27 protein-coding genes are annotated in these 25,026 nt (G+C 64.0%); 6 read left to right on the top strand and 21 right to left on the bottom strand.

What is annotated here, in order from left to right; all coding sequences use genetic code 11:
* Window positions 1-132: 132 nt before the first annotated feature.
* Window positions 133-936 carry an ABC transporter substrate-binding protein gene (locus HFRIS_RS16300; RefSeq protein WP_051110930.1) on the bottom strand — a complete coding sequence of 268 codons (804 nt, stop codon included), beginning with the start codon at window positions 934-936 and terminating at the stop codon, window positions 133-135.
* 287 nt (window positions 937-1,223) lie between these two features.
* Between HFRIS_RS16300 and HFRIS_RS16295 the strand changes: the two genes are divergently transcribed.
* Window positions 1,224-2,027 carry an IclR family transcriptional regulator gene (locus HFRIS_RS16295; RefSeq protein WP_006464511.1) on the top strand — a complete coding sequence of 268 codons (804 nt, stop codon included), beginning with the start codon at window positions 1,224-1,226 and terminating at the stop codon, window positions 2,025-2,027.
* 38 nt (window positions 2,028-2,065) lie between these two features.
* Here HFRIS_RS16295 and HFRIS_RS16290 read toward each other — a convergent pair whose 3' ends face one another.
* From HFRIS_RS16290 to HFRIS_RS16265, 6 genes are all read right to left on the bottom strand, one after another.
* On the bottom strand, window positions 2,066-2,905 hold the full coding sequence (locus tag HFRIS_RS16290; RefSeq protein WP_006464510.1) for an ABC transporter substrate-binding protein: 840 nt from the start codon (window positions 2,903-2,905) through the stop codon (window positions 2,066-2,068).
* A gap of 227 nt (window positions 2,906-3,132) precedes the next feature.
* On the bottom strand, window positions 3,133-3,837 hold the full coding sequence (locus tag HFRIS_RS16285) for an ABC transporter ATP-binding protein (RefSeq protein WP_006464509.1): 705 nt from the start codon (window positions 3,835-3,837) through the stop codon (window positions 3,133-3,135).
* Window positions 3,837-4,613 (bottom strand): high-affinity branched-chain amino acid ABC transporter ATP-binding protein LivG, encoded by a 777-nt coding sequence (livG, locus tag HFRIS_RS16280; RefSeq protein ID WP_006464508.1) that lies wholly within the window; start codon window positions 4,611-4,613, stop codon window positions 3,837-3,839. Before livG ends, HFRIS_RS16285 begins: the two co-directional genes overlap by 1 nt.
* Window positions 4,610-5,836 carry a high-affinity branched-chain amino acid ABC transporter permease LivM gene (locus HFRIS_RS16275; protein WP_006464507.1) on the bottom strand — a complete coding sequence of 409 codons (1,227 nt, stop codon included), beginning with the start codon at window positions 5,834-5,836 and terminating at the stop codon, window positions 4,610-4,612. The genes livG and HFRIS_RS16275 overlap by 4 nt, the downstream gene beginning before the upstream one ends.
* Window positions 5,837-5,879: 43 nt before the next feature.
* On the bottom strand, window positions 5,880-6,806 hold the full coding sequence (livH, locus tag HFRIS_RS16270) for a high-affinity branched-chain amino acid ABC transporter permease LivH (RefSeq protein ID WP_006464506.1): 927 nt from the start codon (window positions 6,804-6,806) through the stop codon (window positions 5,880-5,882).
* Window positions 6,807-6,909: 103 nt separating this feature from the next.
* Complete coding sequence (locus HFRIS_RS16265; protein WP_006464505.1) at window positions 6,910-8,031, bottom strand: branched-chain amino acid ABC transporter substrate-binding protein; 1,122 nt, start codon at window positions 8,029-8,031, stop codon at window positions 6,910-6,912.
* Between the two features lie 413 nt (window positions 8,032-8,444).
* Between HFRIS_RS16265 and HFRIS_RS16260 the strand changes: the two genes are divergently transcribed.
* Window positions 8,445-9,230, top strand: coding sequence for a phosphodiester glycosidase family protein (locus HFRIS_RS16260; protein WP_006464504.1), 786 nt, complete (start codon window positions 8,445-8,447; stop codon window positions 9,228-9,230).
* Between the two features lie 395 nt (window positions 9,231-9,625).
* Here HFRIS_RS16260 and HFRIS_RS16255 read toward each other — a convergent pair whose 3' ends face one another.
* Complete coding sequence (locus tag HFRIS_RS16255; RefSeq protein ID WP_039876100.1) at window positions 9,626-9,907, bottom strand: hypothetical protein; 282 nt, start codon at window positions 9,905-9,907, stop codon at window positions 9,626-9,628.
* Window positions 9,908-10,114: 207 nt separating this feature from the next.
* Between HFRIS_RS16255 and HFRIS_RS16250 the strand changes: the two genes are divergently transcribed.
* The 3 genes from HFRIS_RS16250 to HFRIS_RS16240 all read left to right on the top strand — a co-directional run bounded on the left by HFRIS_RS16250 (window position 10,115) and on the right by HFRIS_RS16240 (window position 11,978).
* A complete protein-coding gene (locus HFRIS_RS16250; protein WP_006464501.1) occupies window positions 10,115-11,011 on the top strand; it encodes a M15 family metallopeptidase in 897 nt (298 codons plus the stop codon).
* Window positions 11,012-11,159: 148 nt separating this feature from the next.
* The gene (locus tag HFRIS_RS16245; RefSeq protein WP_039876099.1) at window positions 11,160-11,354 is read left to right on the top strand and encodes a hypothetical protein; all 195 of its coding nucleotides are present in this window, start codon (window positions 11,160-11,162) and stop codon (window positions 11,352-11,354) included.
* Window positions 11,355-11,501: 147 nt separating this feature from the next.
* Complete coding sequence (locus tag HFRIS_RS16240) at window positions 11,502-11,978, top strand: GNAT family N-acetyltransferase (RefSeq protein WP_006464499.1); 477 nt, start codon at window positions 11,502-11,504, stop codon at window positions 11,976-11,978.
* Between the two features lie 12 nt (window positions 11,979-11,990).
* Here the strand turns inward: HFRIS_RS16240 and HFRIS_RS16235 are convergent, their stop codons facing one another.
* The 13 genes from HFRIS_RS16235 to HFRIS_RS16175 all read right to left on the bottom strand — a co-directional run bounded on the left by HFRIS_RS16235 (window position 11,991) and on the right by HFRIS_RS16175 (window position 23,842).
* Window positions 11,991-12,926, bottom strand: a complete 936-nt coding sequence (locus HFRIS_RS16235; RefSeq protein ID WP_006464498.1) for a CysB family HTH-type transcriptional regulator — start codon at window positions 12,924-12,926, stop codon at window positions 11,991-11,993.
* On the bottom strand, window positions 12,923-14,002 hold the full coding sequence (locus tag HFRIS_RS16230; protein ID WP_006464496.1) for a sulfate/molybdate ABC transporter ATP-binding protein: 1,080 nt from the start codon (window positions 14,000-14,002) through the stop codon (window positions 12,923-12,925). The genes HFRIS_RS16235 and HFRIS_RS16230 overlap by 4 nt, the downstream gene beginning before the upstream one ends.
* A gap of 9 nt (window positions 14,003-14,011) precedes the next feature.
* A complete protein-coding gene (gene cysW, locus HFRIS_RS16225; RefSeq protein ID WP_006464495.1) occupies window positions 14,012-14,911 on the bottom strand; it encodes a sulfate ABC transporter permease subunit CysW in 900 nt (299 codons plus the stop codon).
* 1 nt (window position 14,912) lies between these two features.
* A complete protein-coding gene (gene cysT / locus HFRIS_RS16220; protein ID WP_006464494.1) occupies window positions 14,913-15,803 on the bottom strand; it encodes a sulfate ABC transporter permease subunit CysT in 891 nt (296 codons plus the stop codon).
* A gap of 448 nt (window positions 15,804-16,251) precedes the next feature.
* Complete coding sequence (locus HFRIS_RS16215) at window positions 16,252-16,830, bottom strand: RBBP9/YdeN family alpha/beta hydrolase (RefSeq protein WP_006464493.1); 579 nt, start codon at window positions 16,828-16,830, stop codon at window positions 16,252-16,254.
* Between the two features lie 40 nt (window positions 16,831-16,870).
* Window positions 16,871-17,716, bottom strand: a complete 846-nt coding sequence (locus HFRIS_RS16210; protein WP_006464492.1) for an EAL domain-containing protein — start codon at window positions 17,714-17,716, stop codon at window positions 16,871-16,873.
* Between the two features lie 63 nt (window positions 17,717-17,779).
* Entirely contained in the window at window positions 17,780-17,995 is a 216-nt protein-coding gene (locus HFRIS_RS16205) for a TOBE domain-containing protein (protein ID WP_006464491.1), read from the bottom strand.
* A 92-nt stretch (window positions 17,996-18,087) separates the two neighbouring features.
* Complete coding sequence (locus tag HFRIS_RS16200; protein WP_006464490.1) at window positions 18,088-18,939, bottom strand: ATP-binding cassette domain-containing protein; 852 nt, start codon at window positions 18,937-18,939, stop codon at window positions 18,088-18,090.
* A 20-nt stretch (window positions 18,940-18,959) separates the two neighbouring features.
* Window positions 18,960-19,823 carry an aliphatic sulfonate ABC transporter permease SsuC gene (gene ssuC, locus HFRIS_RS16195; protein ID WP_006464489.1) on the bottom strand — a complete coding sequence of 288 codons (864 nt, stop codon included), beginning with the start codon at window positions 19,821-19,823 and terminating at the stop codon, window positions 18,960-18,962.
* Window positions 19,824-19,830: 7 nt separating this feature from the next.
* Window positions 19,831-20,997 carry an FMNH2-dependent alkanesulfonate monooxygenase gene (gene ssuD / locus HFRIS_RS16190; RefSeq protein ID WP_006464488.1) on the bottom strand — a complete coding sequence of 389 codons (1,167 nt, stop codon included), beginning with the start codon at window positions 20,995-20,997 and terminating at the stop codon, window positions 19,831-19,833.
* 34 nt (window positions 20,998-21,031) lie between these two features.
* The gene (locus tag HFRIS_RS16185) at window positions 21,032-22,015 is read right to left on the bottom strand and encodes a sulfonate ABC transporter substrate-binding protein (RefSeq protein WP_006464487.1); all 984 of its coding nucleotides are present in this window, start codon (window positions 22,013-22,015) and stop codon (window positions 21,032-21,034) included.
* Window positions 22,016-22,158: 143 nt separating this feature from the next.
* Complete coding sequence (ssuE, locus tag HFRIS_RS16180; protein ID WP_006464486.1) at window positions 22,159-22,755, bottom strand: NADPH-dependent FMN reductase; 597 nt, start codon at window positions 22,753-22,755, stop codon at window positions 22,159-22,161.
* A 73-nt stretch (window positions 22,756-22,828) separates the two neighbouring features.
* Window positions 22,829-23,842 carry a sulfate ABC transporter substrate-binding protein gene (locus HFRIS_RS16175; protein ID WP_006464485.1) on the bottom strand — a complete coding sequence of 338 codons (1,014 nt, stop codon included), beginning with the start codon at window positions 23,840-23,842 and terminating at the stop codon, window positions 22,829-22,831.
* A 344-nt stretch (window positions 23,843-24,186) separates the two neighbouring features.
* On the opposite strand from HFRIS_RS16175, the gene HFRIS_RS16170 reads away from it, so the two are divergent.
* A complete protein-coding gene (locus HFRIS_RS16170) occupies window positions 24,187-24,972 on the top strand; it encodes an IclR family transcriptional regulator (RefSeq protein ID WP_006464484.1) in 786 nt (261 codons plus the stop codon).
* Window positions 24,973-25,026 lie beyond the last annotated feature (54 nt).

Genomic DNA, 25,026 nt, shown 5'->3' with positions numbered 1-25,026 from the left:
TGAGCGCTTCCTTGCTAGAACAGCCTGGCGCACCAAGATCGCCAGGCGAAGGGTAAACCGGTCCCGCACGCACCGGCCGGGCCGGTGCGCGTGATCCTTGTTGCAGCGGGAACGAAGGCTTGACTGAAGGGCTTACTGGAAGGCGGAGATCGGCGTGAGCTTCTTCTCGCGCGGGATGTTGAACTTGGTATTGGGGCCGAACCACTTGTTCCAGAGGGCGTCGGTCTCGCCACTCTTTTCCAGTTTTTCGAGGGCGTCGTTGACGGCGGCCAACAGGGCCGGCTCATCCTTCTTCACGCCCATGGCGGTCGGTTCCCAGGCCAGTTCGCCATTGAGGAACTTGTACTTGCCCTCGGATTCGTTGACGAAGCGGATGCCCGAAGGCTGCGACAGCGCCAGTCCCTGCACCTTGTTCTGGGCCAGTGCCAGGAAGGCGGCCGGGGTGTCCTGGAAGGTCAAGATGGTGGCCTTGGGCAGGACGCGGCGCGCATACAGCTCAGGGGTGGAACCCTTGTTGGCGCTGATGCGCTTTTCGGCCAGGTCCTCGACCTTGTTGAAGCCGCCGTTGCTGTGGGCGATCAGCTTGATCGGAGTCTGGTAGTGGGCGGCGGTGAAATCGATCTGCTGGGCGCGCTCCTTGGTATAGCCCAGCGCGGCCACCACCAGGTCGACCCGGCCCAGCGTCAGTTCCGGAATACGCGCCTCCACCGAGACCCCCTTGTGTTCCAGCTTCACTCCCAGCTGCTTGGCGACCGCATTGCACATGTCGACGTCGAAGCCGACGATCTGGCGCGTGGCCGGATCGGGAAAGCCCAGGGGTTCGCTGCTGGTCAGGGTGGCGCACACCAGGGTGCCGCGTGCCTTGATATCGGCCAGGCGGTCAGCGTGCGCGGCCGTGGAAAACACCAGCGAAACGGCCGCAGCCGCGATTGCCATACAGGTCTTGTTGAAGCGCCCCAAAGTCATTTTCTATCCTTTCCCAGGTTGAACAACGAACATCGATGAAATAAATCATAATTGCATTATGATTTTTAAACAAGCACAATTTGTCCTTATATTTCAGATACTTAGGACATGCATCGCGGCGGTGCAAAAATCCCTGAAATGGGCATGCAGATTCCCGCCGGCGGTGCAGGCAAGGCCGCTGGCGGCGATTTTTTGGTGCGCCGCGCCAATCGAAAAAGGTGATAACCTCGCCCCATTCCGAAATTCGACGTCGATTTATGAAAAAAGAGAGTGAGCCCGACAAAAAGGATGCGGCACCCGACCGCACCGTGCTCGGCGCCGAACGCAGCCTGGCCATCCTGAGCGCCTTCATCGATGCCCCCGAGCCGTTCGGCCTGACCGAGCTGGAAGCCCGGACGGGACTGTTCAAGAGCGTGATCCACCGCTACATGATGTCCTTCATCAAGGCGGGTTATGTCGTGCAACGTGCTGACAATTCCTACCAGCTGGGGCCGCGCGCCTACCAGCTGGGCAAGGCCTTCGAGGCCCGGTTCGACTATGCCGACTTCATCATGCCCACGCTGGAGAAGCTGGTGCGCGAGACCGGCGAAAGCACCGCCTTCTACATCCGCCAGCAGGAGCAGCGGCTGTGTCTGTATGCGGCCGAGACCCCGGCCTCGGTGAAGGCCACCGTCAAGGCGGGCAGCCTGTTCCCGATCGACCAGACCTCCAGTGCGCAAGTACTGCGTTTCTTCTCGGTGCCGGGCAATGCGGCGCGCTCGGGTGGGCGCTATGTCTGCATTTCGGTGGGGATCAACAATCCGCTGTCGTCATCGATGTCGGCCCCGGTGTTCGGGCCTGGCAACGCGCTGGTGGGGTCACTGACCATCTTCGGCCTGACCTTGCGCTTCGATCCGGCCGCCAGCGGCGCCATGCGCGCTACCCTGCTGCAGATGGCGCAGGAATTGTCGACACGACTGGGCGCGTCGCCCCAGGTCTATCAGGCGCCGAGTGCGGACATCTTCGATGAAGCTGCGGCACAGGCAGCCCAATCCACACAGGCCACGGTCGGCGACGGATAAAAAAAACGATGCCGCGGCATCGTTTTTTTCCATCGGCCCTAACGCAGGCTGGCAATGGGCGTGAGCTTCTTGTCGCGGGGGATGTTGAACTTGGTCTTGGGCCCGAACCAGCGACTCCACAGGGCATCGATCTCGCCCTCCTTCTCCATCTCCATCAGACCCTGATTGATGGCGGCCAGCAATCGATGCTCGCCCTTCTTGACACCCAGCGCGGTGGGTTCCCAGGCCAGCGCCCCTTCCACGAAGCGAAAGCGTCCCGTGGATTCGTTGACGAAGCGCACGCCCGAAGGCATGGAGATGGCCAGTGCGTCCACCTTGCCCTGCGCCAGCGCCAGGAAGGCCTGCGGAGTATCGACAAAGCCCAGCACCGTGGCCTTGGGCAGTACGCGGCGCGCGGCCTGTTCCGGGGTGGAGCTGCGATTGGCGCTGATGCGCTTGTCGGCCAGGTCCGATACCAGGTTCAGGCCGGAGTCGGATTGCACGATAAGCTTGATCGGGTTCTGGTAATGGGAGGCGGTGAAATCGATCTGGTGTGCCCGTTCGCGGGTGTAACCCAGCGCCGCCGAGACCAGGTCGGCTTCGCCATGGATCAGCGCCGGCAGACGGGCTTCCACGGTCACGCTCTTCTGTTGCATCTGCACGCCCAGCTTGCGCGCCACCGCCGCACACATGTCCACATCGAAGCCGACCACCTGCCGGGTCTGCGGATCGGGATAGCCGAGCGGTTCGTTATTGGCCAGCGTGGCACAGACCAGGGTGCCGCGTGCCTGGATCTCGGCCAGCCGGTCGGCATGCGCCGCAGCCGGAAAAAGCCAGGCACTGGCCAACAGCAAGCTGCCCATGCCCAGTTTCTTCAGATGCTGCGAAATCATTTTCATGCTTTTCCTCATTGAATATCGAGAATAGCCTGAAACAATCCCAAATGTCACTTACAGCAGACGGCGGCATGCACACCTGTCCAAAAAACCATCTGTATCTGCACACTGCCAGGGACAGCTGGTCGTCTGGTATGACATGTCAGCCCGGCTGGCCGCTCTCGTAGTGCGAAAAAAAACGGCCCGGTCTGAGAGCGACCGGACCGTCATCTGCAAGCGCTGCCAGGGAATCAGCCGTGTCCCAGATACGCCTTGCGCACGTCGCTGTTGGCCAGCAGGTTGGCACCGGTGTCGGACATGACCACGTGACCGTTCTCCAGCACATAGCCGCGATCGGCCACGCCCAGCGCCTTGTTGGCGTTCTGCTCGACCAGGAACACCGTCACGCCGCTTTCGCGGATGGTGCGGATGATCTCGAAGATCTGCGCGATCACCAGCGGTGCCAGTCCCAACGTGGGCTCGTCCAGCAACAGCAGGCGCGGCTTGCTCATCAGCGCACGGCCGATGGCCAGCATCTGCTGCTCGCCGCCGGACATGGTGCCGGCGCGCTGGGCTGCGCGTTCCTTCAGGCGCGGGAACAGGCCGAAGACATACTCGATGCCTTGTTCGATGGCCTCGTTGCTGGCGAAGAAGGCGCCCATCTTGAGGTTTTCCAGCACGGTCAGGCTGGGGAAGACGCGCCGCCCTTCCGGCGAGATCGCCAGGCCGCGACGCATGATCTCGTGGGTCGGCAATGCGGTGATGTCCTGCCCCTCGAAGATCACGCGGCCGCTGGAGGCACGCGGACGTCCGCACAGCGTCATCAAGAGCGTGGTCTTGCCGGCCCCGTTGGCGCCGATCAGGGTGACGATCTCGCCCTTTTCCACATTCAGCGACACGCCGTGCAGCGCTTCGATGGCGCCATAGTGGGTATGCACCTTGTCAAACTGCAGCATCATTCTTCTCCCAGGTAGGCCTTGATCACACGCTCGTCGCTGCGCACCTCGTCCGGGGTGCCGGTGACGATGGGCTTGCCGTGCTCCATGACGAGGATGCGGTCGGAGATGCCCATGATGAGGCTCATGTCGTGTTCGATCAGCAGCACGGCCACGCCGTGTTCGCGACGCAGGCGGTCGATCAGTTGCGAGAGCTCCTGCTTTTCCTGCGGGTTCAGGCCGGCGGCGGGTTCGTCCAGCAACAGCAGGCGCGGCCGGGTGATCATGCAGCGGGCGATCTCCACCCGGCGCTGCAGGCCGTAGGAGAGCGTGCCGGCTTCGCGGTTGGCCAGTGCCGTCAGGCCCAGTTGGTCCAGCCAGTAGGCGGCGCGTTGCAGCGCCTCCTGCTCGGAACGACGGTAGCCGGGGGTCTTCAAGAGGCCGGCCAGCAGGTTGGTATTGACCTGCTGGTGTTGCGCCACCAGCAGGTTTTCCACCACCGTCATGGACTTGAAGAGGCGGATGTTCTGGAAGGTGCGCACCAGTCCCTGCTGTGCCACCTGGTGGCTGGGACGGCGGGCGATGGAGACGCCATCGAGCGCGATCTCGCCCGAGGTCGGCTGGTAGAAGCCGCTGATGCAGTTGAAGACGGTGGTCTTGCCGGCGCCGTTGGGGCCGATGATGGCGAAGACTTCACCTTCCTTGACCGACAGCGAGACGCCATCGACCGCCAGCAGGCCGCCGAAGCGCATCGACAGGTTGGCCACTTCCAGCATGGTGTTCACAGGTTGGTTCATTGCGGCAGCTCCACATGCGGACGGGTGGCAGGCAGCAGTCCTTGCGGACGCCACATCATCATCAGCACCATCACCAGACCGAAGATGAGCATGCGGTATTCGGCAAAGCTGCGCGCCACTTCCGGCAGCACGGTCAGCAGGATGGCGGCCAGGATCACGCCCAGCTGCGAGCCCATGCCGCCCAGCACGACGATGGCCAAGATCAGGGCGGACTCGATGAAGGTGAAGGATTCCGGCGTCACCAGTCCCTGGCGGGCGGCGAAGAAGGAACCGGCCAGGCCGGCGAAGGCGGCGCCCAGCGTGAAGGCCGAGAGCTTGACCTTGGTCGGGTTGATGCCCAGCGAGCGGCAGGCGATCTCGTCTTCGCGCAGGGCTTCCCAGGCGCGGCCCATGGGCATGCGCAGCAGGCGGCTGGTGACCAGGTAGGTGAACAACACCATCAGCAAGGCCAGGAAGTACAGGAAGATCACCATGTGCCCACCCTGGTACGACAGACCGAACACCTGATGGAAGGTGGTGCCGCCCTCGGTCAGGGGATTGCGCGCCATCGCCAGGCCGAACACGGTGGGCTTGGGGATGCCGGACACGCCATCGGGGCCGCCGGTCAGGCTGGTCATGTTGTTGAGCAGCAGGCGGATGATCTCGCCGAAGCCCAGCGTGACGATGGCCAGGTAGTCACCGCGCAGGCGCAGCACCGGGAAGCCCAGCAGGAAGCCGAACAGCGCCGCAGCCGCCGCCGACAGCGGCAGGCACTCCCAGAACGAGAGGCCGACATACTGGTTCAGCAGTGCATAGGTATAGGCCCCCACGGCGTAGAAGCCGACATAGCCCAGGTCCAGCAGGCCGGCGAAGCCGACCACGATGTTCAGGCCCAGGCCCAGCACCACGTAGATCAGCGCCAGGGTCATCACGTCCACGTAGCCACGCGAACCGAAGAAGGGCCACACCAGCGCCGCCATCAGCAGGATGATCACGGCGGCGCGCTGCTGGCGCGGCTGCATGCGCGGCAGGGCCGGCAGCTTCACGCCAGCGGCCGAGCGCGACAGCGCCGGCTTGACCAGCTGGAACAGGAACACGGCAATCACCGCCACCAGCACCGGGGTCCAGTGGGTATTGAGCACCACCCGGTAACCTTCCAGCTGCAATTGCATGCCCAGCAGCGGGATGGTCAGTACGGCGGTCACCAGCGCCGCCGCCACGGCATTCTTGAAAGTCTCAGGCATCACGCCTCCTTGAATAATTCGTTGTCCGTCAGGCGCGCTGCGCTCAGACCTTTTCGATATCGGGCTTGCCCAACAGGCCCGTGGGACGGAACAGCAGGATCAGCACCAGCAGGCCGAAGGACACCACGTCCTTGTATTCCGACGGCAGGTAGCCGGCGGCAAAGGTCTCGGCCAGGCCCAGCAGGACGCCGCCCAGCATGGCGCCGGGAATGCTGCCGATACCACCCAGCACCGCCGCCGTGAAGGCCTTGATGCCGGCGATGAAGCCGATGTAGGGATTGAGCTTGCCGATGGTCAGCGCGATGAGTACACCACCGACCGCTGCCAGCATCGCACCCAATACAAAGGTGAAGGAAATGACCTTGTTGGTGTCGATACCCAGCAGGTTGGCCATGCCCATGTCCTCGGCGCAGGCGCGGCAGGCGCGGCCCATGCGCGAACGCGCGATGAATAGCGTGAGCGCCACCATCAGCAGCAGCGTGACACCGACGATGACCATGCGCGAATACGGCACGGTAACGGTGAAGTCGCTGCCCATCTGGAATTCCAGCGCGCCCGAGATCAGCACCGGCACCGACATGTCGCGCGCGCCCTGGCCGATCTGTACATAGTTCTGCAGGAAGATGGACATGCCGATGGCCGAGATCAGCGGTACCAGACGCGGGCCGCCGCGCAGCGGGCGATAGGCCACGCGCTCGACGGTCCAGCCGTACAGGCCCGTGACCAGTACCGATACGATCAGCGCGCCACCCAGCAGCAGCGGCAAGGGGTAGCCGGACTGCACGCCGATGGCGGTGAGGGTCACCAGGCCGACGTAGGAGGCGATCATGTAGATCTCGCCATGGGCGAAGTTGATCATGCCGATGATGCCGTAGACCATGGTGTAGCCGATGGCGATCAGGGCATAGATCGCGCCCAGCGAAAGCCCGTTGACGAGCTGCTGGGTCAGTTGTGGGAGCAATTCATTCATGTGGAGGGTCCAGAAGTGGAAATGCCCCATCCGAGAATTTCGCGGTGGGGCATTTCGCTGTTTGACGTCAGGTCAGACGGTCATGCCAACGATTCGCGGGGAATCACTTGGCTTCGGTCTTGGTGGCGTCCTTGTGCCAGGTGAAGACGACGAACTTGAAGGACTTCAGGTCGCCCTTCTTGTCGTATTCGACGTTGCCGATGGGGGTCTTGAAGCTGTTGGCGTGGATGTAGGCCGCGACCTTTTCCGGATCGGTGGACTTGGCGCCGGCAATGGCGTCGGCAATGATCTTCACGCCGGAATAGGCCGGCATCTGGAACGGACCGTTGGCGTCGCGCTTGGCGGCGGCAAAGGCCTTGACCAGGGCGGCATTGGCCGGGTCGGCGGCGAAGTCGGCCGGCAGGGTCACCAGCATGCCTTCGGAAGCCGGGCCGGCAATCGCGGTGATGTCCTTGTTGCCCACGCCTTCAGGGCCCATGAACACGGCCTTGACGCCCTGCTCACGCGCCTGGCGCATGATCAGGCCCATTTCCGGGTGGTAGCCGCCGAAGTAGACGAAGTCCACGCCCTGCGACTTGAGCTTGGTGACGATGGCGGAGTAGTCGCTGTCACCGGCATTGATGCCTTCGAACAGCACGACCGGCACCTTGGCGGCGTCCAGTGCGCCCTTGACCGAGGAAGCCACACCCTGGCCGTAGGACTGCTTGTCGTGCAGCACGGCGACCTTCTTGGGCTTGAGCTTCTCGATCACGTAGCGGGCAGCGGCAGGACCCTGCTGGTCATCGCGACCGATGGTGCGGAAGATGAACTTGTGCGGCTTGGCTTCGGTCAGCTGGGGAGCGGTGGCCGAGGGGGTGATCATCACCACGCCTTCGTTTTCATAGATGTCGGAGGCCGGGATGGTGGAGCCGGAGCAGACGTGACCGATCACGTACTTGATGCCCTGGCTGACGATCTTGTTGGCCACGGCCACGGCTTGCTTGGGTTCGCAGGCGTCGTCCATCATCACGGCTTCGAACTTGTTGCCATTGGCGCCACCGGCGGCGTTGATCTGTTCGATCGCGGTCAGGGCACCGGCCTTGACCATGTCGCCGTACTGGGCCACGGCACCGGTCAGGGGACCGGCGATCGCGATCTTGACGGTCTCGGCATGCGCCACGCCGGCAAAGGCGGCAAAGGTGGCGGCGGCCAGGGCGATCTTGGTCAGACGGCTTGCAGATTTCATTGACGTTTCCTCCAGGATGGAACGGATTCAAGAGGCGCCGTTACCTGGCCAGCAGGCCGGCGCGCGTAGGGCTCCGGTTCTCTGGCCCTGATAATTCCGGGGGCCGGCCGAAGCATGGGGGCAGAGTGTAACACCCTCGTCATGAAGGGCAACTTTTTTTTGAGAATTGGCCATAGTCCGTCATTTTTACCCTGCTAAATTCGATTTCTCGCACATTTCATGCTGCTTTTCTTCATTTTCCTAAATTTGGTGCAGGCTCGCACTGCAGCATGATCTATTTCGGTGCGATGCACGCAAAGCCATGCTGGTGGCCGATTTGCAGCCGATTCCGGGAAACCGGTGGCAGGCCGGGCTGCCCACAATTACAATACGGCCTCGCCCCGCGTATTCCCGCAGAACAAGACCCGGTTTCGATGCTTCATTTCCTCCTCCGCTCCCCCCTGTTGCGCCGCCTGGCGCTGGTCATCCTGGCGGCTCCCCTGCTTTGTCCGGCGCTGGCCGGCGCTGCCGAGATCAGGCAGTACCAGTATCACCAGGTCTTCATCAGCACCTGTCGCGCCGATCCGCGCAGCGACACCATCCGCATGTACTGGAAGGATGCCAATGGCGCACCGCTGGGCAATTTCCTGCGGCTGGACGCCCATCTGCGCAGCCAGGGGCTGGACATGGTGTGCGCCACCAATGCTGGCATCTACGACAAGCAGCTGCAGCCGCTGGGTCTGTACGTCGAGGCCGGCACGCAGCTGCGCCGGCTCAATACCCGCAAGAACGCCTATGGCAACTTCTACCTGCAGCCCAATGGGGTGTTTGTCCTGAGCGAGCACCAGGCCTATATCGTGGAGACCTCCGACTACGAGGCCGAGCTGGGGCTGTGGAATTCGGTGGCGCGCTATGCCACGCAGTCGGGGCCGCTGCTGATCGTGGATGGCAAGATCAACCCGCGCTTCGATCCCGATTCGGCCAATACGGTGGTGCGCAATGCGGCCTGCCTGGATGCAGCCGGGGTAGTCACGCTGGCCATTGCGCGCAATCCGATCAGCTTCCATGACTTCGCCAGTTTTTTGCGCGACGAACTGAAGTGTAGCGACGCCCTTTATCTGGACGGCAGCATATCGCGCATGTATCCCACGCTGGAAGCCAATATGGGGCCGGCTTTCGGCGCCATGATCGCGGTGGTCAAGCCGCACAGCGCAAAGTGAGCGGCGAAAAAAAAGCCCGCAGCCAATAAACTGCGGGCAAGTTCCCTATCAAGAGGGAGGTTGAAGGAACAGTTCAACCACCCGTACGACTGCGGGCCGCAAAAAAAAGTTCGGAAAGATTTTCACGCCTTCCCAAGGAGGCAGAACGGCCTGCCCCATGGGTCCATCTCGCCCAGCCCGTCGCGCCCTGTCCCTTTCACTACCCTCTCACTACCCTCTCACTACCCTCTCACTACCCTCTCACTACCCTCTCACTGCAGTACCTCAAAAGAAAGCGCCGCGTCAGTTGCCTGACGCGGCGCATGCAGTGCTGTTCCCACTGCGGGATGATGGTGCGGCTGTTGCCGTTCTTGTCTGGCTCTTGTTATGCGAAGGCTGGCGCTTGAATGCTGTGCTTACTTCTTCTCGCCACCGGCGGTGTCGCCCGTGGTCGCAGGCGGCGTGCTCGGGCTGGTGGCCGAGGAATCCGACGGCGTAGTCGGAGTCGGGGTCGCCGGAGTGGCGGTCGAGCCGGAGTCAGCCGGTGCCGGTGTGGTCGGGGTGGTGGTGGCCGGAGCCGGTTCCGATGCGGCCGGCGGGGTGGCGGCCGGGGTGGCGGGCGCTTCGTCGCGCTTGTTGCAGCCGGCGAGCACGGCAGTAAAGACGGCGGCAGCCAAGAGGGTGTGGCGAATCTGCATGTTTTGCCTCCAAAGGTTGTTGATGGGTTGTGCCGACATTCGGCCAGATGCTTCCTTGCCGAAGTTCGACTGTTTCTGGATATGGATTATTCCCGCTCCGGCTGCCGCAGGCTGTCAGAAAATGGCGCATCTTGATGTCAGTCATCGCAGGCAATGTGAATCAAAAGGCAACACTTTTTTGCCTGAAAACCCGTATCATCGGCGCCTATGACGACCTTGCCCGCCCTCCTCCTGCCGCCCTCCCCTGGCCGCGGGGTTACCCTGATCGCCGCCCTGCTCGCAGGCTTGTCCATGATGTCTGCGGCCCATGCCGACATCGCACCTGTCTCGCCGGCGCAGTGTGCCGACATGAAAGCGCGCAAGGTGATCACGGCGGCCAATCCGGTCCCCTGTGCGCGCCTGTCCCGGGTCAGCTTCGACTACACCGATTTCGACGGTGCCACCCGTCAGGGCGCGGTGGTGGTGCTGGATGCGGTGGCGCCGCAGGTGGAGTCCCTGTTCGGCGAACTGCTGTTGCGCTCCTTCCCGCTGGCCGGTGCGCGCGCACTGGAAGACTTCGATGGCGATGACCAGCGCTCCATGGCCGCCAATAACAGTTCCGCCTTCAACGGTCGGCCCATGACCGGCGGCGGTGGCTGGTCCAAGCATGCCTACGGCGCCGCCATCGATATCAATCCCCTGCAGAACCCCTATGTCAGCCAAGCCGGCAGCAGCGCGCAGGAAGTGCTCCCGCCCAAGGGCAGCAGCTACCTGCAGCGTACGCCCGCGCAAGCCGGCATGGCCGAGGAGGTGGTGAGCGTGTTCTACGATCACGGCTTCCTGGTCTGGGGTGGCCAGTGGAAGCAACCCATCGACTACCAGCACTTCGAGATCGGCAGCCGTGGCTTCATCGTCCGCCTGGCCAGCCTGCCGCGGGCGCAGGCGCGGGCCGAGTTCGAGCGTTATGTGGCGGCCTACCGCCGGTGCGCGCATCCGGGCGTACCGGGCGTACCGGGCGTACCGGGCGCACCGGGTGCACCGGCCGCCGCCACCAGCGATGGCGACGACGACACGGCGGAAGACACCACCCTGCGCGACCAGTGCGCGGCACGCCTGCGCAAATGACGCGATCCGACGCCGCCAGCCGGCACAGGTAAAGATGCGCAAGTTTGGGTAAACCGGCGTAGCAGCACGCCATCACGCACCTATACTGCCCCGGCAACATCGGTCTGGGCGCTCGCCCGGGGGGACAGCCTTAATCAGGAGTGCACGCATGTCGATCAATTCCATTTCTTCCATCTACCACAGCAATACGCCGGCCAACACGCAGCAAACGCCGAAGAAGCCGGCCGTCAATTTCAACGACATCCTCAATGCGGCCGGTCAGTCCGCCCAGGTGGCGCAGGCTGCCAGCACCCAGCCCAGCAGCACCGACACCTTCACCACGACGCCGACCCGCACGGTCTGACATCGAAATCCACGCATCACCCCGGGCGAACCGCCCATGCAAAAGGCCGGAGGACGTAGGGCTGTAGCTACGTCCTCCGGCCTTTTGATTTGTCCGCGCAAGGCTATACTGCGGCTTCACGCGCCCGACCGGCGCCCTGGAGACCCGATGCCCGAGCAAGCCCCTGAGAGCGCGCTGCAGATTCGCGGCGCACGCCACGACGACTACCCGCAATGGAAGATCCTGTGGGATGACTACAATGCCTTCTACGGTCGCAGCGGCGCTACTGCCCTGCCCCTGACGATCACCCAGGCCACCTGGGCGCGCATCCACGATGCTGGCGAGCCGGTCCATGCGCTGGTGGCCGAAGCCGACGGCCGGCTGCTGGGCCTGGCGCACTACCTCTACCACCGCAATACCATCCTGATCGGACCGACCTGCTATCTGCAGGATCTGTTCACCACCGAAGCCGCCCGCGGACGCGGCGTGGGGCGCGCACTGATCGAAGAGCTCTACCGCCGTGCGGCTGCCGATGGCGCCGAACGCGTCTACTGGCATACCCACCACGGCAATGCGACGGCGCGACGGCTCTATGACACGCTGGCCATCGACTCCGGCTTCATCGTCTATCGCAAGAACCTGTAGGCGTGTCTGCGTTCAACCCTGGGCATTGGCCTCATTGAGTGCTGCGACGATGTCGGCGCGCTTGAGCTCGGGGGCGAACTGCTGGATGAAGTCCAGCGCATAGCCACGCAGGTAGGCGCCTCGGCGCACCGCCAGTCGGGCGATGTTGGCCTTGAACAGGTGCGCCGCATTGATGGCGACCATGTCCTGGTGCTTGCCCTGGTCGACCGCCATCGAGGCCACCAGGCCCACGCCCATGCCCAGCGACACGTATTGCTGGATCACGTCCGAATCCATGGCGGTGAGCACGATGTCGGGCTCGATGCCTGCCTGGCGGAAGGCGTCGTCGATATGGCCACGACCGGTAAAGCCAACGTCATAAGTGATCAGGGGCCAGGTCCCCAGGTCTTCCAGGGTCACCTGTTCCAGACCCAGCAGCGGGTGGCCCTTCGGCACCACGATCACGTGGCTCCAGGTATAGCAGGGGAAGGACACCAGTTCCTTGAACTGCGACAGGCCTTCGGTGGCGATGCCGATGTCGGCCTTGCCGGAGATGACCCATTCGGCGATGTGTTCCGGTGCGCTCTGCTGGAGCGCGATGCGCACCTGCGGAAAGGCGTCGCGGAAGGCCTGCACGATGCGCGGCAGCACGTAGCGGGCCTGGGTGTGGGTGGTGGCGATGGAGAGCGTGCCGCTCTGCTCGCCGGCGTATTCCTTGCTGGCGCGGCGCAGGTTCTCGGCTTCCAGCAGCAGCCGTTCGACGATGCCCAGGATGCCCTTGCCGGGCTCGGTCAGGCCGGTGAGACGCTTGCCGTTGCGTTCGAAGATTTCCACGCCCAGTTCTTCTTCCAGCTCGCGAATCTGGCGACTCACGCCGGGTTGCGAGGTGAACAGCACATTGGCCACTTCGGTCAGGTTGAAGCCGCAACGGGCGGCTTCGCGGATGGAGCGCAGTTGCTGGAAGTTCATCGTGCCGTCCCTCCTTCCTGCTGGGCGAACACCTGCAGGCGGCGCGGGCGCACCACCAGGGTGTCGCCATTCTTCAGTCCCAGCTGCGCAAAGCGTTCGTTGGGGATGACGGCTTCGATGAGCTCGGCGTTGTCGTCGCGTTCCAGTTCCAGCTGGGCCAGCGGGCCGATGGCATGGGCGCGGCGCAGTTGCACCACGATGCCCTGGGCACCGGGCGCGTAGCGTTCCACATCCAGATCGTGCGGCCGCACGTAACCGACGCCGGAAGCATCGCGGGTATCGTCATGGCCGGGCGCCTCGAAACGGGCACCAGCAGCGTCCAGCACGCCCTCGTGCAGGCGGCCATGGAACAGGTTCACATTGCCCAGGAAGCCGTAGACGAAGGGCGAGGCCGGATGGTTGTAGACCGCTTCGGGCGTGCCGATCTGTTCCACCTGTCCCTTGTTCATCAGCACCACCTGGTCGGCCACTTCCAATGCTTCTTCCTGGTCGTGGGTGACGAAGATGCTGGTGACGTGCAATTCATCATGCAGGCGTCGCAGCCAGCGGCGCAGTTCCTTGCGCACCTTGGCATCGAGTGCACCGAAGGGTTCGTCCAGCAGCAGCACGCGCGGCTCCACGGCCAGTGCACGCGCCAGGGCAATGCGCTGGCGCTGTCCACCCGAGAGTTGCGGCGGATAGCGGTCGGCCAGCCAGTCCAGTTGCACCAGTTCCAGCAGGCTCTTGACCTTCTCGCGGATGGCCGCTTCCGAGGGGCGCTGGGCGCGCGGTTTCACGCGCAGGCCGAAGGCGATGTTCTCGAACACGGTCATGTGCTTGAACAGGGCGTAGTGCTGGAACACGAATCCGACCTGGCGCTCGCGCACATGGCGTGCCGAGGCGTCTTCGCCATCCAGCAGCACCTGGCCGGAGTCAGGCGATTCCAGCCCGGCGATGATGCGCAACAGCGTGGTCTTGCCACAGCCCGAGGGCCCCAGCAGTGCGGTCAGTTCGCCGGCCGGGAAGTTGAGCGAGACGTCGTTGAGTGCGGTGAAGCTGCCGAAACGCTTTTGGATGTGATGGACTTCGATGCTCATGAGAACTCCTTAGACTTGCTCGCTGGCGCTGTGCTGCTGGTGCAGCCGCCACTCGATGACACTCTTGATGGCCAGTGTGACCAGGGCCAGGAAAGCCAGCAGCGAGGCCACGGCGAAGGCGCCGGTGATGTTGAATTCGTTGTAGAGGATTTCGACCTGCAGCGGGATGGTGTTGGTCTCGCCCCGGATGTGGCCGGAAACCACCGATACCGCGCCGAACTCGCCCATGGCACGGGCGTTGCAGAGAATCACGCCATACAGCAGGCCCCACTTGATATTGGGCAGGGTCACGTGCCAGAAGGTGCGCCAGCCGGAGGCGCCCAGCACCAGCGCGGCCTCCTCTTCCTCGCTGCCTTGCGACTGCATCAGCGGGATCAGCTCGCGCGCCACGAACGGGAAGGTCACGAAGATGGTGGCCAGCACGATGCCCGGCACGGCGAAGAGGATCTTGATGTCATGTTCGCGCAGCCAGGGGCCGAGGTAGCCTTGCAGGCCGAACAGCAGCACGTAGATCAGGCCCGAGATCACCGGCGAGACCGAGAACGGCAGGTCGATCAGGGTCAGCAGCACGTTCTTGCCGCGGAACTCGAACTTGGCGATGGCCCACGCTGCCGCCACGCCGAATACCAGGTTCAGCGGTACGGCGATGGCCGCTGTGATCACCGTCAGCTTGATGGCCGACCAGGCGTCGGCCTCGGTGATGGAGGCCACATAGACATCCCAGCCCTTGCGCAAGGCTTCATAGAACACCGCCACCAGCGGCACGAACAGGAAGAGCGTCAGGAACACCAGGGCGATGCCGATCAACAGGGCACGCACCCAGAACGGTTCCAGCGTGGCTCCAGGGGTGATCGGCGGCTCGCCGCGGGCGATGTTCTGGGAGGCGAGGGAAACAGGCGCGCCACTCATCTCAGGTCCTCTCCGCCCGGCCGCGCTTGCGGGTCCAGGCTTGCAACAGGTTGATGGTCAACAGCAAGACGAAGGACACCAGCAGCATCACCATGGCGATGGCGGTGGCGCCGGCGTAGTCGTACTGCTCCAGCTTGGTGACGATGAACAGCGGCGTGATCTCCGACACCATCGGCATGTTGCCGGCGATGAAGACCACCGAGCCGTATTCGCCGGAGGCGCGCGCGAAGGCCAGCGCAAACCCGGTCAGCAGCGCCGGCAGGATGGTCGGGAAGACCACGCGGGTGAAGGTCTGCCAGCGGTTGGCGCCCAGGCTGGCGGCGGCCTCTTCGAGCTCGCGCTCGGCCTCTTCCAGCACCGGTTGCACGGTGCGCACCACGAACGGCAGGCCGATGAAGGTCAGCGCCACCAGCACACCCAGCGGCGTGAAGGCGACCTTGATGCCCAGCGGAGCGAGCAGCTTGCCCAGCCAGCCATTCTGCGAATACAGGGTGGTCAGGGCAATGCCGGCCACGGCCGTGGGCAGGGCAAATGGCAGGTCGACCAGGGCGTCGATGATGCGCTTGCCCGGGAAGCGGTAGCGCACCAGCACCCAGGCGACGATGCCGCCGAAGATCACGTTCAGGAAGGCACCGATCAGGGAGGCCCCGAAGCTGAGGCGATAGGACGCCATCACCCGTGGCGAGGTCACGGCATCGATGAAACCGCCCCAGGTCAGCGTGAAGGTCTTCAGGAACAAGGCCGACAGCGGGATCAGGACGATCAGCGCCAGATAGAAGATGGTGAAGCCCAGCGACAATCGGAAACCGGGCAATACGCGCCGGCCGGTCCCGCCGGAAGCGGCCACTGGCGCGGCCCGGGAGGCGGCCAGGGAAACAGGGGTTGCGGACATGTCGTTCTCTTTTTATTACAAATGCGACTATAGGTGACCGATAATCGCATTCGCAGGTTATAAAGAGAACGAAGTTTTTTGCATGCCTTTAGAAGGAAAGCGCATAAAGAGCGGCCAAAAACCGCAATGCCGTTCAGTTAAGCTTGCTGCCAGCCCGAAAGCTTGCTCAGACTTTGCTTGCGCCACCGCTGACCGTTCGTCCTGAGTAGCGGCGTAGCCGCGTATCGAAGGCGCGCCACAAGCCGAGCAGCGCCCCTTCGACAGGCTCAGGACAGGCTTCGATACGGCCCTGAAGGGCCTACTCAGTCCGAACGGTTTCAAATGGCTTGAAGAGAACCAGGCAAAATCGCAGCGCCAAAGTCATCTGGCGCGGCGATTTTTTCTGAACTAAACGGTATTACAGCCAAAAACCGTCATTTGGCGCCCTGCCCCGGCGCCGGGAAAAGCCTCAGGGAATCTGCTCCAGCAACTCCAGCAACCATTGCTGGCCCTGTGTCCAGTCGCCCAGGCCGGACTCGGAATTGATATGCCCGCGGGGGCCGATAGAGCGGAACTGCGCACCCCAGGCCTCGGCCCAGTGGCGGGCGCGGTCGGCGCTCATCCAGGGGTCGTTGTCGCTGCCGACCACCAGGGCCGGATACGGCAACCGGTGGCGTACCGCCGAGCTCACGCTGAACTTGGCCGGATCGGCTGGTGCCACCAGCAGGGCCGCCACGATGGGATGGGCCGAGCCCCCTTCGGCCAGCAGGGCAGCGGTGCGCTGCACGGTGGTCAGGCAACCGAAGCTGTGCGCCACGATCACCGTGGGCCGACCATCGCGCGCCAGCACTTCGCCCAGGCGCTGCGACCAGGCCGGCAGGTCGGGGGTTTCCCAGTCGTCTTGCTGCACCCGTTCGAAGGCCGGATAGAGGCGTTGCCAGCGCGACTGCCAGTGCTCGGGGCCGCTATCGGACAGGCCCGGCGCCACCAGTACGCGGAAATCGGACAGCCGCGCCGGGGCCGGGGAAACGTGGGACGACAGACTCATGCAGGCCTCGCTGTTGAGGATAGGGAAGACCGAGTATGCCTCAAGCCGCATCCCGGATGCCCGATATCTGGTCCGGCAGTCTTGCACCAGGGGTGTCCCACAGATAGCCCTGGGCGTGGATGGGCTGGGCCAGGGCCTGGCCGAACTGGCTCAGCTTGTCGAAGACCTCGCGGTTCTCGACGCGCTTGAAGAAGATGCGTACGCCCTGCTCCGCCGCCCGCAGCAAGAGCAAGGCCACGCTGTCGGGATCGGGCAGTTCGCGGGCATCGACCTTGATCAGGTCCGGCTTGATCTTGTCCAGCAGGCCCAGCGCCTCCAGCGGGCTATTGGCCGAGACCCCGAGGCGGAAGCCATTGCGGCGGTAATTGTCCAGCACATAGTTGAGCAGCCAGCGCTGGTTGGGCGTGACCACCGGCAGTTGCAGCACGATGCGCTCGTGCGGCAACTCCAGCGCCGCCAGGATGCGGCGGTAGGCCACGCCATGATTGTTGTTGACGGCGGCCAGCAGGCGCGCATGCACCGACAGATGCAGCTCGGGGGCGTCGGTATCGCCCAGACCGCCCTGCCCGACCTGACGGTAATAGTTGATGGCGTGCAGCATGCGGCACAGGCGGTCCAGCTCGACCGATTCGTCGTCGCTGGCGGCCTGGTCGAGCAGCTTCCAGAGATGGAGTCCGTCATCGACCGCCGAATGACTGCGGGCAAAGGCTTCACATGCGACGATGCTGCCCTGTTCGAAGCTGCGCACCGGCTGGAAGGCCGAGGTCAGCGATGTATTGAAGAAACGCCCTGCGGCACGTCCCTGCTCATCCAGCCAGACCTTGGACGAGGTCGACTGGGTGGCTTGCAGACGCGCCAGGTAAGCATCCAAAGCCTGATATGCCATCGGGCCTGCTCCTGGAAAAATATGCCGCCCGGGCGAGATTGACCGATGGGCGGCCGGAAAAGATCACAGCTTGGCGATCGACACTTCGGTGGCCTTGACCAGCGCCACGACTTCGCTGCCGATGGTCAGGCCCAGGTCCTTGACCGAACGGGTGGTGATGACGGAAGTGACGATACCGGCCGGGGTCTCGACATCCACCTCGGACACCACCGAACCTTCGATGATGGCCTTGACCTTGCCCTTGAACTGGTTACGTACGTTGATCGCTTGAATGGTCATGCTCTGCTCCTTGATGAAACGGCGTCGGCACCTGCCGCGCCGCATGGGTTGAAATGGTCGGACTCTCTGAAACGGTCAAATCATGTGCGGCCTCAGACCGCCCACTGCACCTGCTGCACACCGCGTGGGACAAAAGCAGGCTCCAGTTCTGCGGTGGCACCATCGTGGATGGCATTGGCGTCGCTGCCAGGATGACGCAGCACGCGCGCCAGGATGGCTTCTTCCAGCGCGGCAAACTGCGCCTGTCCGCGTGAGCGTGGGCGGGCCAGCGTGATGCGCTGATCCAGCGTCACCCGGCCGTCTTCGATGAGCAGCACGCGGTCGGCCAGGGCGACCGCTTCCTGTACGTCGTGGGTCACCAGCAAGGCGGTGAAGCCGCGCTCGCGCCATAGCGATTCGATCAGGGCCTGCATCTCGATGCGGGTCAGGGCGTCAAGCGCACCCAACGGCTCGTCCAGCAACAGCAATTGCGGGTCGTGCACCAGCGCCCGGGCCAGGGCCACGCGTTGCCGCTGGCCACCCGAGAGCACCGCCGGCCATTCACCGGCGCGCTGATCCAGGCCGACCTGCTGCAGGGCGTGCAGGGCAAGCGGCGCGTGCTGCTTGGGCAGCCCCAGCGCCACATTGGCTTGCACCCGCTTCCAGGGCAGCAGGCGCGCATCCTGGAACATGATGCGCACTTCGGGTTCGCCGCCGGCATCGTGTTCATAGACCACCTCACCGCCGCTGGCTGCATCCAGTTGCGCCACCAGGCGCAGCAGCGTGCTCTTGCCGCAACCACTGCGACCGACGATGGCGACGAATTCGCCGGGGGCGATGTCCAGATCGATGTCGTGCAACACGGTGCGACCGCTGAAGGCCTTGGACACGGCGCGCAGCTTCAAGCCCACGCCGCGACCGGCAGCGCGGCCTAGCTCCTGATTTTCCTGTTGGTCGTGACGCATACGGTTCTCCTGATGCGAATTCATTGGTAGCCCGGATGCCAGCGCAGCCAGAAGCGCTCCAGCGCACGGGCAGCGGTATCGGCCAGCTTGCCCAGCAAGGCATAGAGCAGGATGCCGACCAGCACCACATCGGTCTGCAGGAATTCGCGGGCATTCATGGTCATGTAGCCGATGCCGGCCTGGGCGGAGATGGTCTCGGCCACGATCAGCAACACCCACACCAGACCCAGCGCGAAGCGCAGCCCGACCAGGATGGATGGCAAGGCGCCCGGCAGGATCACGTCGCGATACAGCGGCCAGCCCGACAGGCCATAGCTCCTGGCCATCTCGATCAGGCCCTGGTCCACCGAGCGGATGCCGTGGAAGGTATTGAGATAGACCGGGAAGAACACGCCCACCGAGACCAGGAACAGCTTGGCCGTCTCGTCGATGCCGAACCACAGGATCACCAGCGGGATCAAGGCCAGGGCTGGGATATTGCGCACCATCTGCAGGGTGGTATCGAGCAGCAGTTCGGCCGAACGCAGGCTGCCGGAGAGCAGGCCCAGCACCAGGCCCAGCCCGGCACCGACCGCAAAGCCCGAGGCCGCGCGACCACTGGAGACGGCCAGGTGGCGCCACAGCTCACCGGAGGCCGACAGTTTCCAGGCCGCCGTCAGGACCGCAAACGGTTCCGGCAGGATGCGGCTGGACAGCCAGCCGGCCTGCGAGGCCAGTTGCCACCACGCCAGCAGCAGCACCGGCAACAGCCAGCCCACCCAGGCGCCACGCGCCTTGCGCGGCGAGCGGCCAGCCGCACGGGCGGCCTTGCCGGCGGGTGCGCTGGTGCTGGTGCTGGCGGCGCCGGTGGTAGCGCTGTTCAGCGGATTGGATGCGCTCGTCATGCCTGCCTCAGCTGGCCGACACGCGCACCGGCGCGGCCTTGGGAAGCTCGGTGTTGCCGACGATCTCGCCGAAGGGGCCGGTCAGGTTGAATCCCGGCAGGGTCTCGCGCTGTGGGCGCGGCAACAGCGGGAAGACCAGCTCGGCGAAGCGATACGATTCTTCCAGGTGCGGGTAGCCCGAGAGGATGAAGGTATCGATGCCCAGCGCTGCATATTCCTTGAGCCGTTCGGCGACCGTGGGGCCATCGCCCACCAGCGCCGTACCGGCACCGCCGCGCACCAGGCCGACCCCGGCCCACAGGTTGGGGCTCACTTCCAGCTTGTCGCGTCGGCCGCCGTGCAGGGCCGCCATGCGACGCTGCCCTTCCGAATCCATGCGGGCGAAGTTGGCCTGGGCCTTGGCGATGGTCTCGTCGTCCAGGCGGCTGATCAGTTCCTCGGCGGCGCGCCAGGCGGCTTCGTTGGTCTCGCGCACGATCACGTGCAGGCGGATGCCGAAACGCAGGGTGCGACCGGCGCGGGCGGCGCGTTCGCGCACGCGGGCGATCTTCTCGGCCACCGCAGCCGGTGGTTCGCCCCAGGTCAGGTAGACGTCCACCTGCTCGGCGGCCAGGTCGATGGCCTCGTCCGAGGAACCGCCGAAGTACAGCGGCGGATAGGGTTTCTGCAGGGGCGGATAGAGCGCCTTGGCGCCCTTGACGCGCAGGTGCTTGCCCTCGAAATGGGTCTCTTCGCCGGTATGGGTCTTGGCCAGCACCTCGCGCCAGATCTTGAGGAACTCGTCGGAAATCTCGTAACGCTCGGCGTGGCTGCCGAAGATGCCATCGCTCTCCTGCTCTACCGGGTCGCCGCCAGTGACGACGTTGATCAGCAGGCGGCCATTGGAAAGGCGGTCGAAGGTGGCGGCCATGCGTGCCGACAACGTCGGCGCGGTCAGGCCGGGGCGCACCGCCACCAGGAATTTCAGGCGGCGGGTGGCGTCGATCAGGCTGGCGGCGGCCACCCAGGCGTCTTCGCATGAACGGCCGGTGGGCAGCAGCACGCCGTCGTAGCCCAGCGTGTCGGCGGCCACGGCGACCTGCTTCATGTAGTCATGACTGACCGGGCGCGCGCCTTCGGTGGTACCGAGGTAGCGGCTGTCGCCATGGGTGGGGATAAACCAGAAAACGTTCATGCTTGACTCCTGTGCTGCGGCAACCGGGTGGACATCATTTGAGGACGGCATCGCTGACCTTGAGTTGTTTGGGGATCAGCTTCAATTCATAGAAGGCATCGGCGATCTTCTGCTGCTCGGCCAGCACCTGGGCATCGACCGGCTTGTAGACGTGGGCGTAGCGCTTCAAGCCGGTTTCGATGATGTCGGCATCCAGGCCCTGGATGGGCGCCAGCTGGGCGGCCGCTTCGCCGGTATGGGTGCGCACCCACTCACCTTCGCGGGTGATCTCTTCCAGCAGGACCTTCTGCACCTGCGGATTCTTCGCCGCGAAAGGACGCGCGCTCAGGAAGAACTGGTGATGGCTGACCGCGCCCACGCCGCTGGCCAGGCGCCGCGCGCCGACCTGCTTTTCGGCGGCTGCCTGGAACGGGTCCCAGATCGCCCAGGCATCGACGGCACCGCGTTCGAAGGCGGCGCGGGCATCGGCCGGCGCCAGGTAGACCGGCTGGATGTCGCTGTATTGCAGGCCGGCCTTCTTGAGCAGGGCCACCACCAGCCAGTGCACGTCGGACCCCTTGTTGAAGGCGATCTTCTTACCCTTCAGTTCAGCCACGCTCTTGATCGGTGAATTCTTTTGCACCAGCAGGCCTTCGGCATCCGGGGTCGGGATTTCGTAGGCGGTATAGACGAAGTCGGCGCCGGCGGCCTGGGCAAACACGGGCGGGGCTTCACCGACGTAGCCGAAATCGACCGAGCCGACATTGAGCGCTTCCAGCAATTGCGGACCGGCCGCGAACTCGGCCCATTTCACTTCCACGCCCAGCGGCTGCAGGCGCTTTTCCAGCGTGCCGTGGGCCTTGAGCAAGACCAGGGTATTGGCCGCCTTCTGGTAGCCGATGCGCAGAACCTTGGCTTCCTGGGCCTGCACCGCGGCGGCGCCCAGGGCAAGGGTTGCGGTCGCCAGCGCCAGGGCCGACAGGCCGACCAGCGTGCGACGACGGGAGGAATGGACAATCTTGTTCTTGTTGGCGGACACGTTTTTCTCCAGATTTGGGCGTGCAGAGGGCCTTCGGCTGCACCGGCCGATGATTTTTCAGACGTTCAAGGTTCAGACGTTCAAGACAGGCCGGATCACTCCGGCCGGTTTCAATACGGGATGTCAGTTTGCGTCGGCATGCATCAGTAGGAGACGCTGTACTGCAATTGCGAGAACGGTATTTCGCGGAACTCTTCCGGCGCTGCCTTGTGCAGGGCCAACAGGCTGGCCGACAACTGCGCCACGCCTTCATCGACGCGGGTGGCGATGGGCGCATCCAGCACCAGGCCCTGCTCTTCGCTCCAGGTCACCTGGGCCTCGGTGGCGTAGATGCTGGGCAGGACGTGCTTAGGATTGAGCGAGGACAGCACCGGGCGCAAGGCGTAGTCCAGCGCCAGCATGTGCGACTGACTGCCACCGGTGGCCAGCGGCAGCACCAGCTTGTTGGTCAGGCCGAACTGCGGCAGCAGGTCGAGGAAGGCCTTGAGGATGCCGCTGTAGGCCGCCTTGTAGACCGGGGTGGCGACCACCACGGCCGAAGCTTCCTCCACCGTGGACAGGGCAGCCTTGATCTCCGCATTGTTCCAGTCGGCGCGCAGGATGGCCTGGCCCGGCAGGTCGCGCACCTCCAGACGGGCATGTCGGTGGCCGAGCTGGGCCAGCTTGTCGCCGACGTGGTGCAGCAGGCGGGTGGAGCGGGAAGGCGCCGAAGGGCTGCCGGCCAGGAGCAGGATGGTCATGTCTTATGCTTGAGCGTTGAGCGGGAGGAAGCGGCAGGGAGCTGGCGCGGCCGGCGCCCTGCCAGGTTTCAGATCACTTCTTGTTGGGTGCGTAGAGCTGGTCGAAGGTACCGCCATCGGCGAAGTGGGTCTTCTGGGCCTTTTGCCAGCCGCCGAAGTCCTTGTCGATGGTCACCAGGTTCAGCTTGGGGAACTGCGCAGCGTACTTGGCGGCGATCTTGGGATCGATGGGACGGTAGTAGTTCTTGGCGATGATTTCCTGGCCTTCCTCGGAATACAGGTGCTTGAGGTATTCCTCGGCCACCTTGCGGGTACCGCGACGGTCCACCACCTTGTCCACCACGGCCACCGGCGGCTCGGTCAGGATGGAGATCGACGGTGCGACGATGTCGAACTTGTCCGGGCCCCATTCTTTCAGGGAGATCAGGGCTTCGTTTTCCCAGGCCAGCAGGACATCGCCGATGCCGCGCTCGACGAAGGTGATGGTGGCGCCACGGGCACCGGAATCCAGCACCGGCACGTTCTTGAAGAGCTTGGCGATGTAGTCGCGGGCAGCGTCGTCGCTACCGCCCTTCTGCTTGGCATAGGCCCAGGCGGCCAGGTAGTTCCAGCGCGCACCACCGGAGGTCTTGGGGTTGGGAGTGATGACGGACACGCCCGGCTTGATCAGGTCGCCCCAGTCCTTGATGCCCTTGGGATTGCCCTTGCGCACCAGGAACACGATGGTGGAGGTATAGGGCGAGCTGTTGTGCGGCAGGCGCTTTTGCCAGTCGGCCGGCAGCAGCTTGGCCTTTTCCGAGATTTCGTCGATGTCGTAGGCCAGGGCCAGAGTCACCACGTCGGCATCGATGCCGTCGATGACGGAACGGCCCTGCTTGCCGGAACCACCGTGGGAAGCCTTGATGGTGACGTTGTCACCGGCCTTTTCCTTCCAGTACCTGGAAAAGGCCTTGTTATAGTCGGCGTAGAGTTCTCGCGTCGGGTCGTAAGAGACGTTGAGCAGCGAGAGATCGGCCGCCTGCGCGACGTGGGCGGCTTGCGCCAGCACCAGGGTGGCGACGACCGATTTGATGACGTTCTTCAGCATGTCCGTTCCCGAAAGTGTTAGTTGTTTTGGAGCACACAGGTTAATGAGCCTGCTGCCTGAAAAGAACGAATACTTTCTTCTCTCGATATGCGGAAAACAGATATGCAAGCGCAAGCCGCCGGAATAAGGCGGCCCGTCTTTATAACCAAACGTCAGGGAGAGCCAGGAAAGAGGAAACGGGCGTTCGGCAATCCGGAGGGGCGCCCTGCCCCGCCGCACGGCGTATCCGGAAGCGGCCGACAACCTTGATGTGGCGATGATGCCGGTCAAAAAAGCACGGTCGAACTTTTTGTTCTTTTCACATTGTGGTATAACCCTCATATTGCAACGCACCAGGCTGCGCCATGAAAAAAGAAGCTGCAGGCGAGACAGAACACATTTCCATCCAGGTCATCGAGCGCATGGTGTCGCTGCTCGATGCGCTGGCCGATTACCCGGATCCGGTGAGCCTGAAGGAATTGTCGGCGGCGACCGACCTGCACCCGTCGACCGCGCACCGCATCCTCAACGATCTGGTGGTCAAGCGTTTCGTGGACCGCGTGGAACCGGGCACCTACCGCCTGGGCATGCGCCTGCTGGAGCTGGGCAATATCGTCAAGAGCCGGTTGTCGGTGCGCGAGGCGGCGCTGGACTTCATGCGCGCCCTGCATCGCAAGACCCACCAGACCATCAACCTGTCGGTCCGGCAGGCCGATGAAATCGTCTATATCGACCGTTCCTTTTCCGAACGCTCCGGCATGCAGGTGGTGCGTGCCATCGGCGGCCGTGCGCCGCTGCACCTGACCTCCACCGGCAAGCTCTTTCTCTCGGTGGATGACCCCAAGAACGTGCGCGCCTATGCCACCCGGACCGGGCTGGCGGGGCATAACAAGAACTCCATCACCGATCTGACCAAGCTGGAGCGCGAACTGTCCATGGTGCGCGCCCTCGGCTATGCCCGCGACAACGAAGAGCTGGAACTGGGCGTGCGCTGCATGGCCGCCGGCATCTGCGACGACAGCGGCAAGCTGGTGGCTGGCCTGTCGATCTCGGCCCCGGCCGACCGGCTGCAGGAAGAATGGGTGGATGACCTGGTCAGCACGGCCAACCAGATTTCGTCGGCGCTGGGATATCGCCGGGACCGGGATTGAAGCGAGGGCTAGGCCTGTTCACCTTCAATCAGATCGACCAACAAAAAAGCGAAC

It is taken from the genome of Herbaspirillum frisingense GSF30 (assembly GCF_000300975.2).
GTDB classification, from domain to species: domain Bacteria; phylum Pseudomonadota; class Gammaproteobacteria; order Burkholderiales; family Burkholderiaceae_D; genus Herbaspirillum; species Herbaspirillum frisingense.
This window is presented reverse-complemented; position numbering and strand designations above follow the sequence as displayed.

Excerpts from the sequence above, each read along its gene's own strand:
- HFRIS_RS16300 (WP_051110930.1), bottom strand. The coding sequence starts at position 936 with ATGGCAATCGCGGCTGCGGCCGTTTCGCTGGTGTTTTCCACGGCCGCG.
- HFRIS_RS16295 (WP_006464511.1), top strand. The coding sequence starts at position 1,224 with ATGAAAAAAGAGAGTGAGCCCGACAAAAAGGATGCGGCACCCGACCGC.
- HFRIS_RS16290 (WP_006464510.1), bottom strand. The coding sequence starts at position 2,905 with ATGAAAATGATTTCGCAGCATCTGAAGAAACTGGGCATGGGCAGCTTG.
- HFRIS_RS16285 (WP_006464509.1), bottom strand. The coding sequence starts at position 3,837 with ATGCTGCAGTTTGACAAGGTGCATACCCACTATGGCGCCATCGAAGCG.
- livG (WP_006464508.1), bottom strand. The coding sequence starts at position 4,613 with ATGAACCAACCTGTGAACACCATGCTGGAAGTGGCCAACCTGTCGATG.
- HFRIS_RS16275 (WP_006464507.1), bottom strand. The coding sequence starts at position 5,836 with ATGCCTGAGACTTTCAAGAATGCCGTGGCGGCGGCGCTGGTGACCGCC.
- livH (WP_006464506.1), bottom strand. The coding sequence starts at position 6,806 with ATGAATGAATTGCTCCCACAACTGACCCAGCAGCTCGTCAACGGGCTT.
- HFRIS_RS16265 (WP_006464505.1), bottom strand. The coding sequence starts at position 8,031 with ATGAAATCTGCAAGCCGTCTGACCAAGATCGCCCTGGCCGCCGCCACC.
- HFRIS_RS16260 (WP_006464504.1), top strand. The coding sequence starts at position 8,445 with ATGCTTCATTTCCTCCTCCGCTCCCCCCTGTTGCGCCGCCTGGCGCTG.
- HFRIS_RS16255 (WP_039876100.1), bottom strand. The coding sequence starts at position 9,907 with ATGCAGATTCGCCACACCCTCTTGGCTGCCGCCGTCTTTACTGCCGTG.
- HFRIS_RS16250 (WP_006464501.1), top strand. The coding sequence starts at position 10,115 with ATGACGACCTTGCCCGCCCTCCTCCTGCCGCCCTCCCCTGGCCGCGGG.
- HFRIS_RS16245 (WP_039876099.1), top strand. The coding sequence starts at position 11,160 with ATGTCGATCAATTCCATTTCTTCCATCTACCACAGCAATACGCCGGCC.
- HFRIS_RS16240 (WP_006464499.1), top strand. The coding sequence starts at position 11,502 with ATGCCCGAGCAAGCCCCTGAGAGCGCGCTGCAGATTCGCGGCGCACGC.
- HFRIS_RS16235 (WP_006464498.1), bottom strand. The coding sequence starts at position 12,926 with ATGAACTTCCAGCAACTGCGCTCCATCCGCGAAGCCGCCCGTTGCGGC.
- HFRIS_RS16230 (WP_006464496.1), bottom strand. The coding sequence starts at position 14,002 with ATGAGCATCGAAGTCCATCACATCCAAAAGCGTTTCGGCAGCTTCACC.
- cysW (WP_006464495.1), bottom strand. The coding sequence starts at position 14,911 with ATGAGTGGCGCGCCTGTTTCCCTCGCCTCCCAGAACATCGCCCGCGGC.
- cysT (WP_006464494.1), bottom strand. The coding sequence starts at position 15,803 with ATGTCCGCAACCCCTGTTTCCCTGGCCGCCTCCCGGGCCGCGCCAGTG.
- HFRIS_RS16215 (WP_006464493.1), bottom strand. The coding sequence starts at position 16,830 with ATGAGTCTGTCGTCCCACGTTTCCCCGGCCCCGGCGCGGCTGTCCGAT.
- HFRIS_RS16210 (WP_006464492.1), bottom strand. The coding sequence starts at position 17,716 with ATGGCATATCAGGCTTTGGATGCTTACCTGGCGCGTCTGCAAGCCACC.
- HFRIS_RS16205 (WP_006464491.1), bottom strand. The coding sequence starts at position 17,995 with ATGACCATTCAAGCGATCAACGTACGTAACCAGTTCAAGGGCAAGGTC.
- HFRIS_RS16200 (WP_006464490.1), bottom strand. The coding sequence starts at position 18,939 with ATGCGTCACGACCAACAGGAAAATCAGGAGCTAGGCCGCGCTGCCGGT.
- ssuC (WP_006464489.1), bottom strand. The coding sequence starts at position 19,823 with ATGACGAGCGCATCCAATCCGCTGAACAGCGCTACCACCGGCGCCGCC.
- ssuD (WP_006464488.1), bottom strand. The coding sequence starts at position 20,997 with ATGAACGTTTTCTGGTTTATCCCCACCCATGGCGACAGCCGCTACCTC.
- ssuE (WP_006464486.1), bottom strand. The coding sequence starts at position 22,755 with ATGACCATCCTGCTCCTGGCCGGCAGCCCTTCGGCGCCTTCCCGCTCC.
- HFRIS_RS16175 (WP_006464485.1), bottom strand. The coding sequence starts at position 23,842 with ATGCTGAAGAACGTCATCAAATCGGTCGTCGCCACCCTGGTGCTGGCG.
- HFRIS_RS16170 (WP_006464484.1), top strand. The coding sequence starts at position 24,187 with ATGAAAAAAGAAGCTGCAGGCGAGACAGAACACATTTCCATCCAGGTC.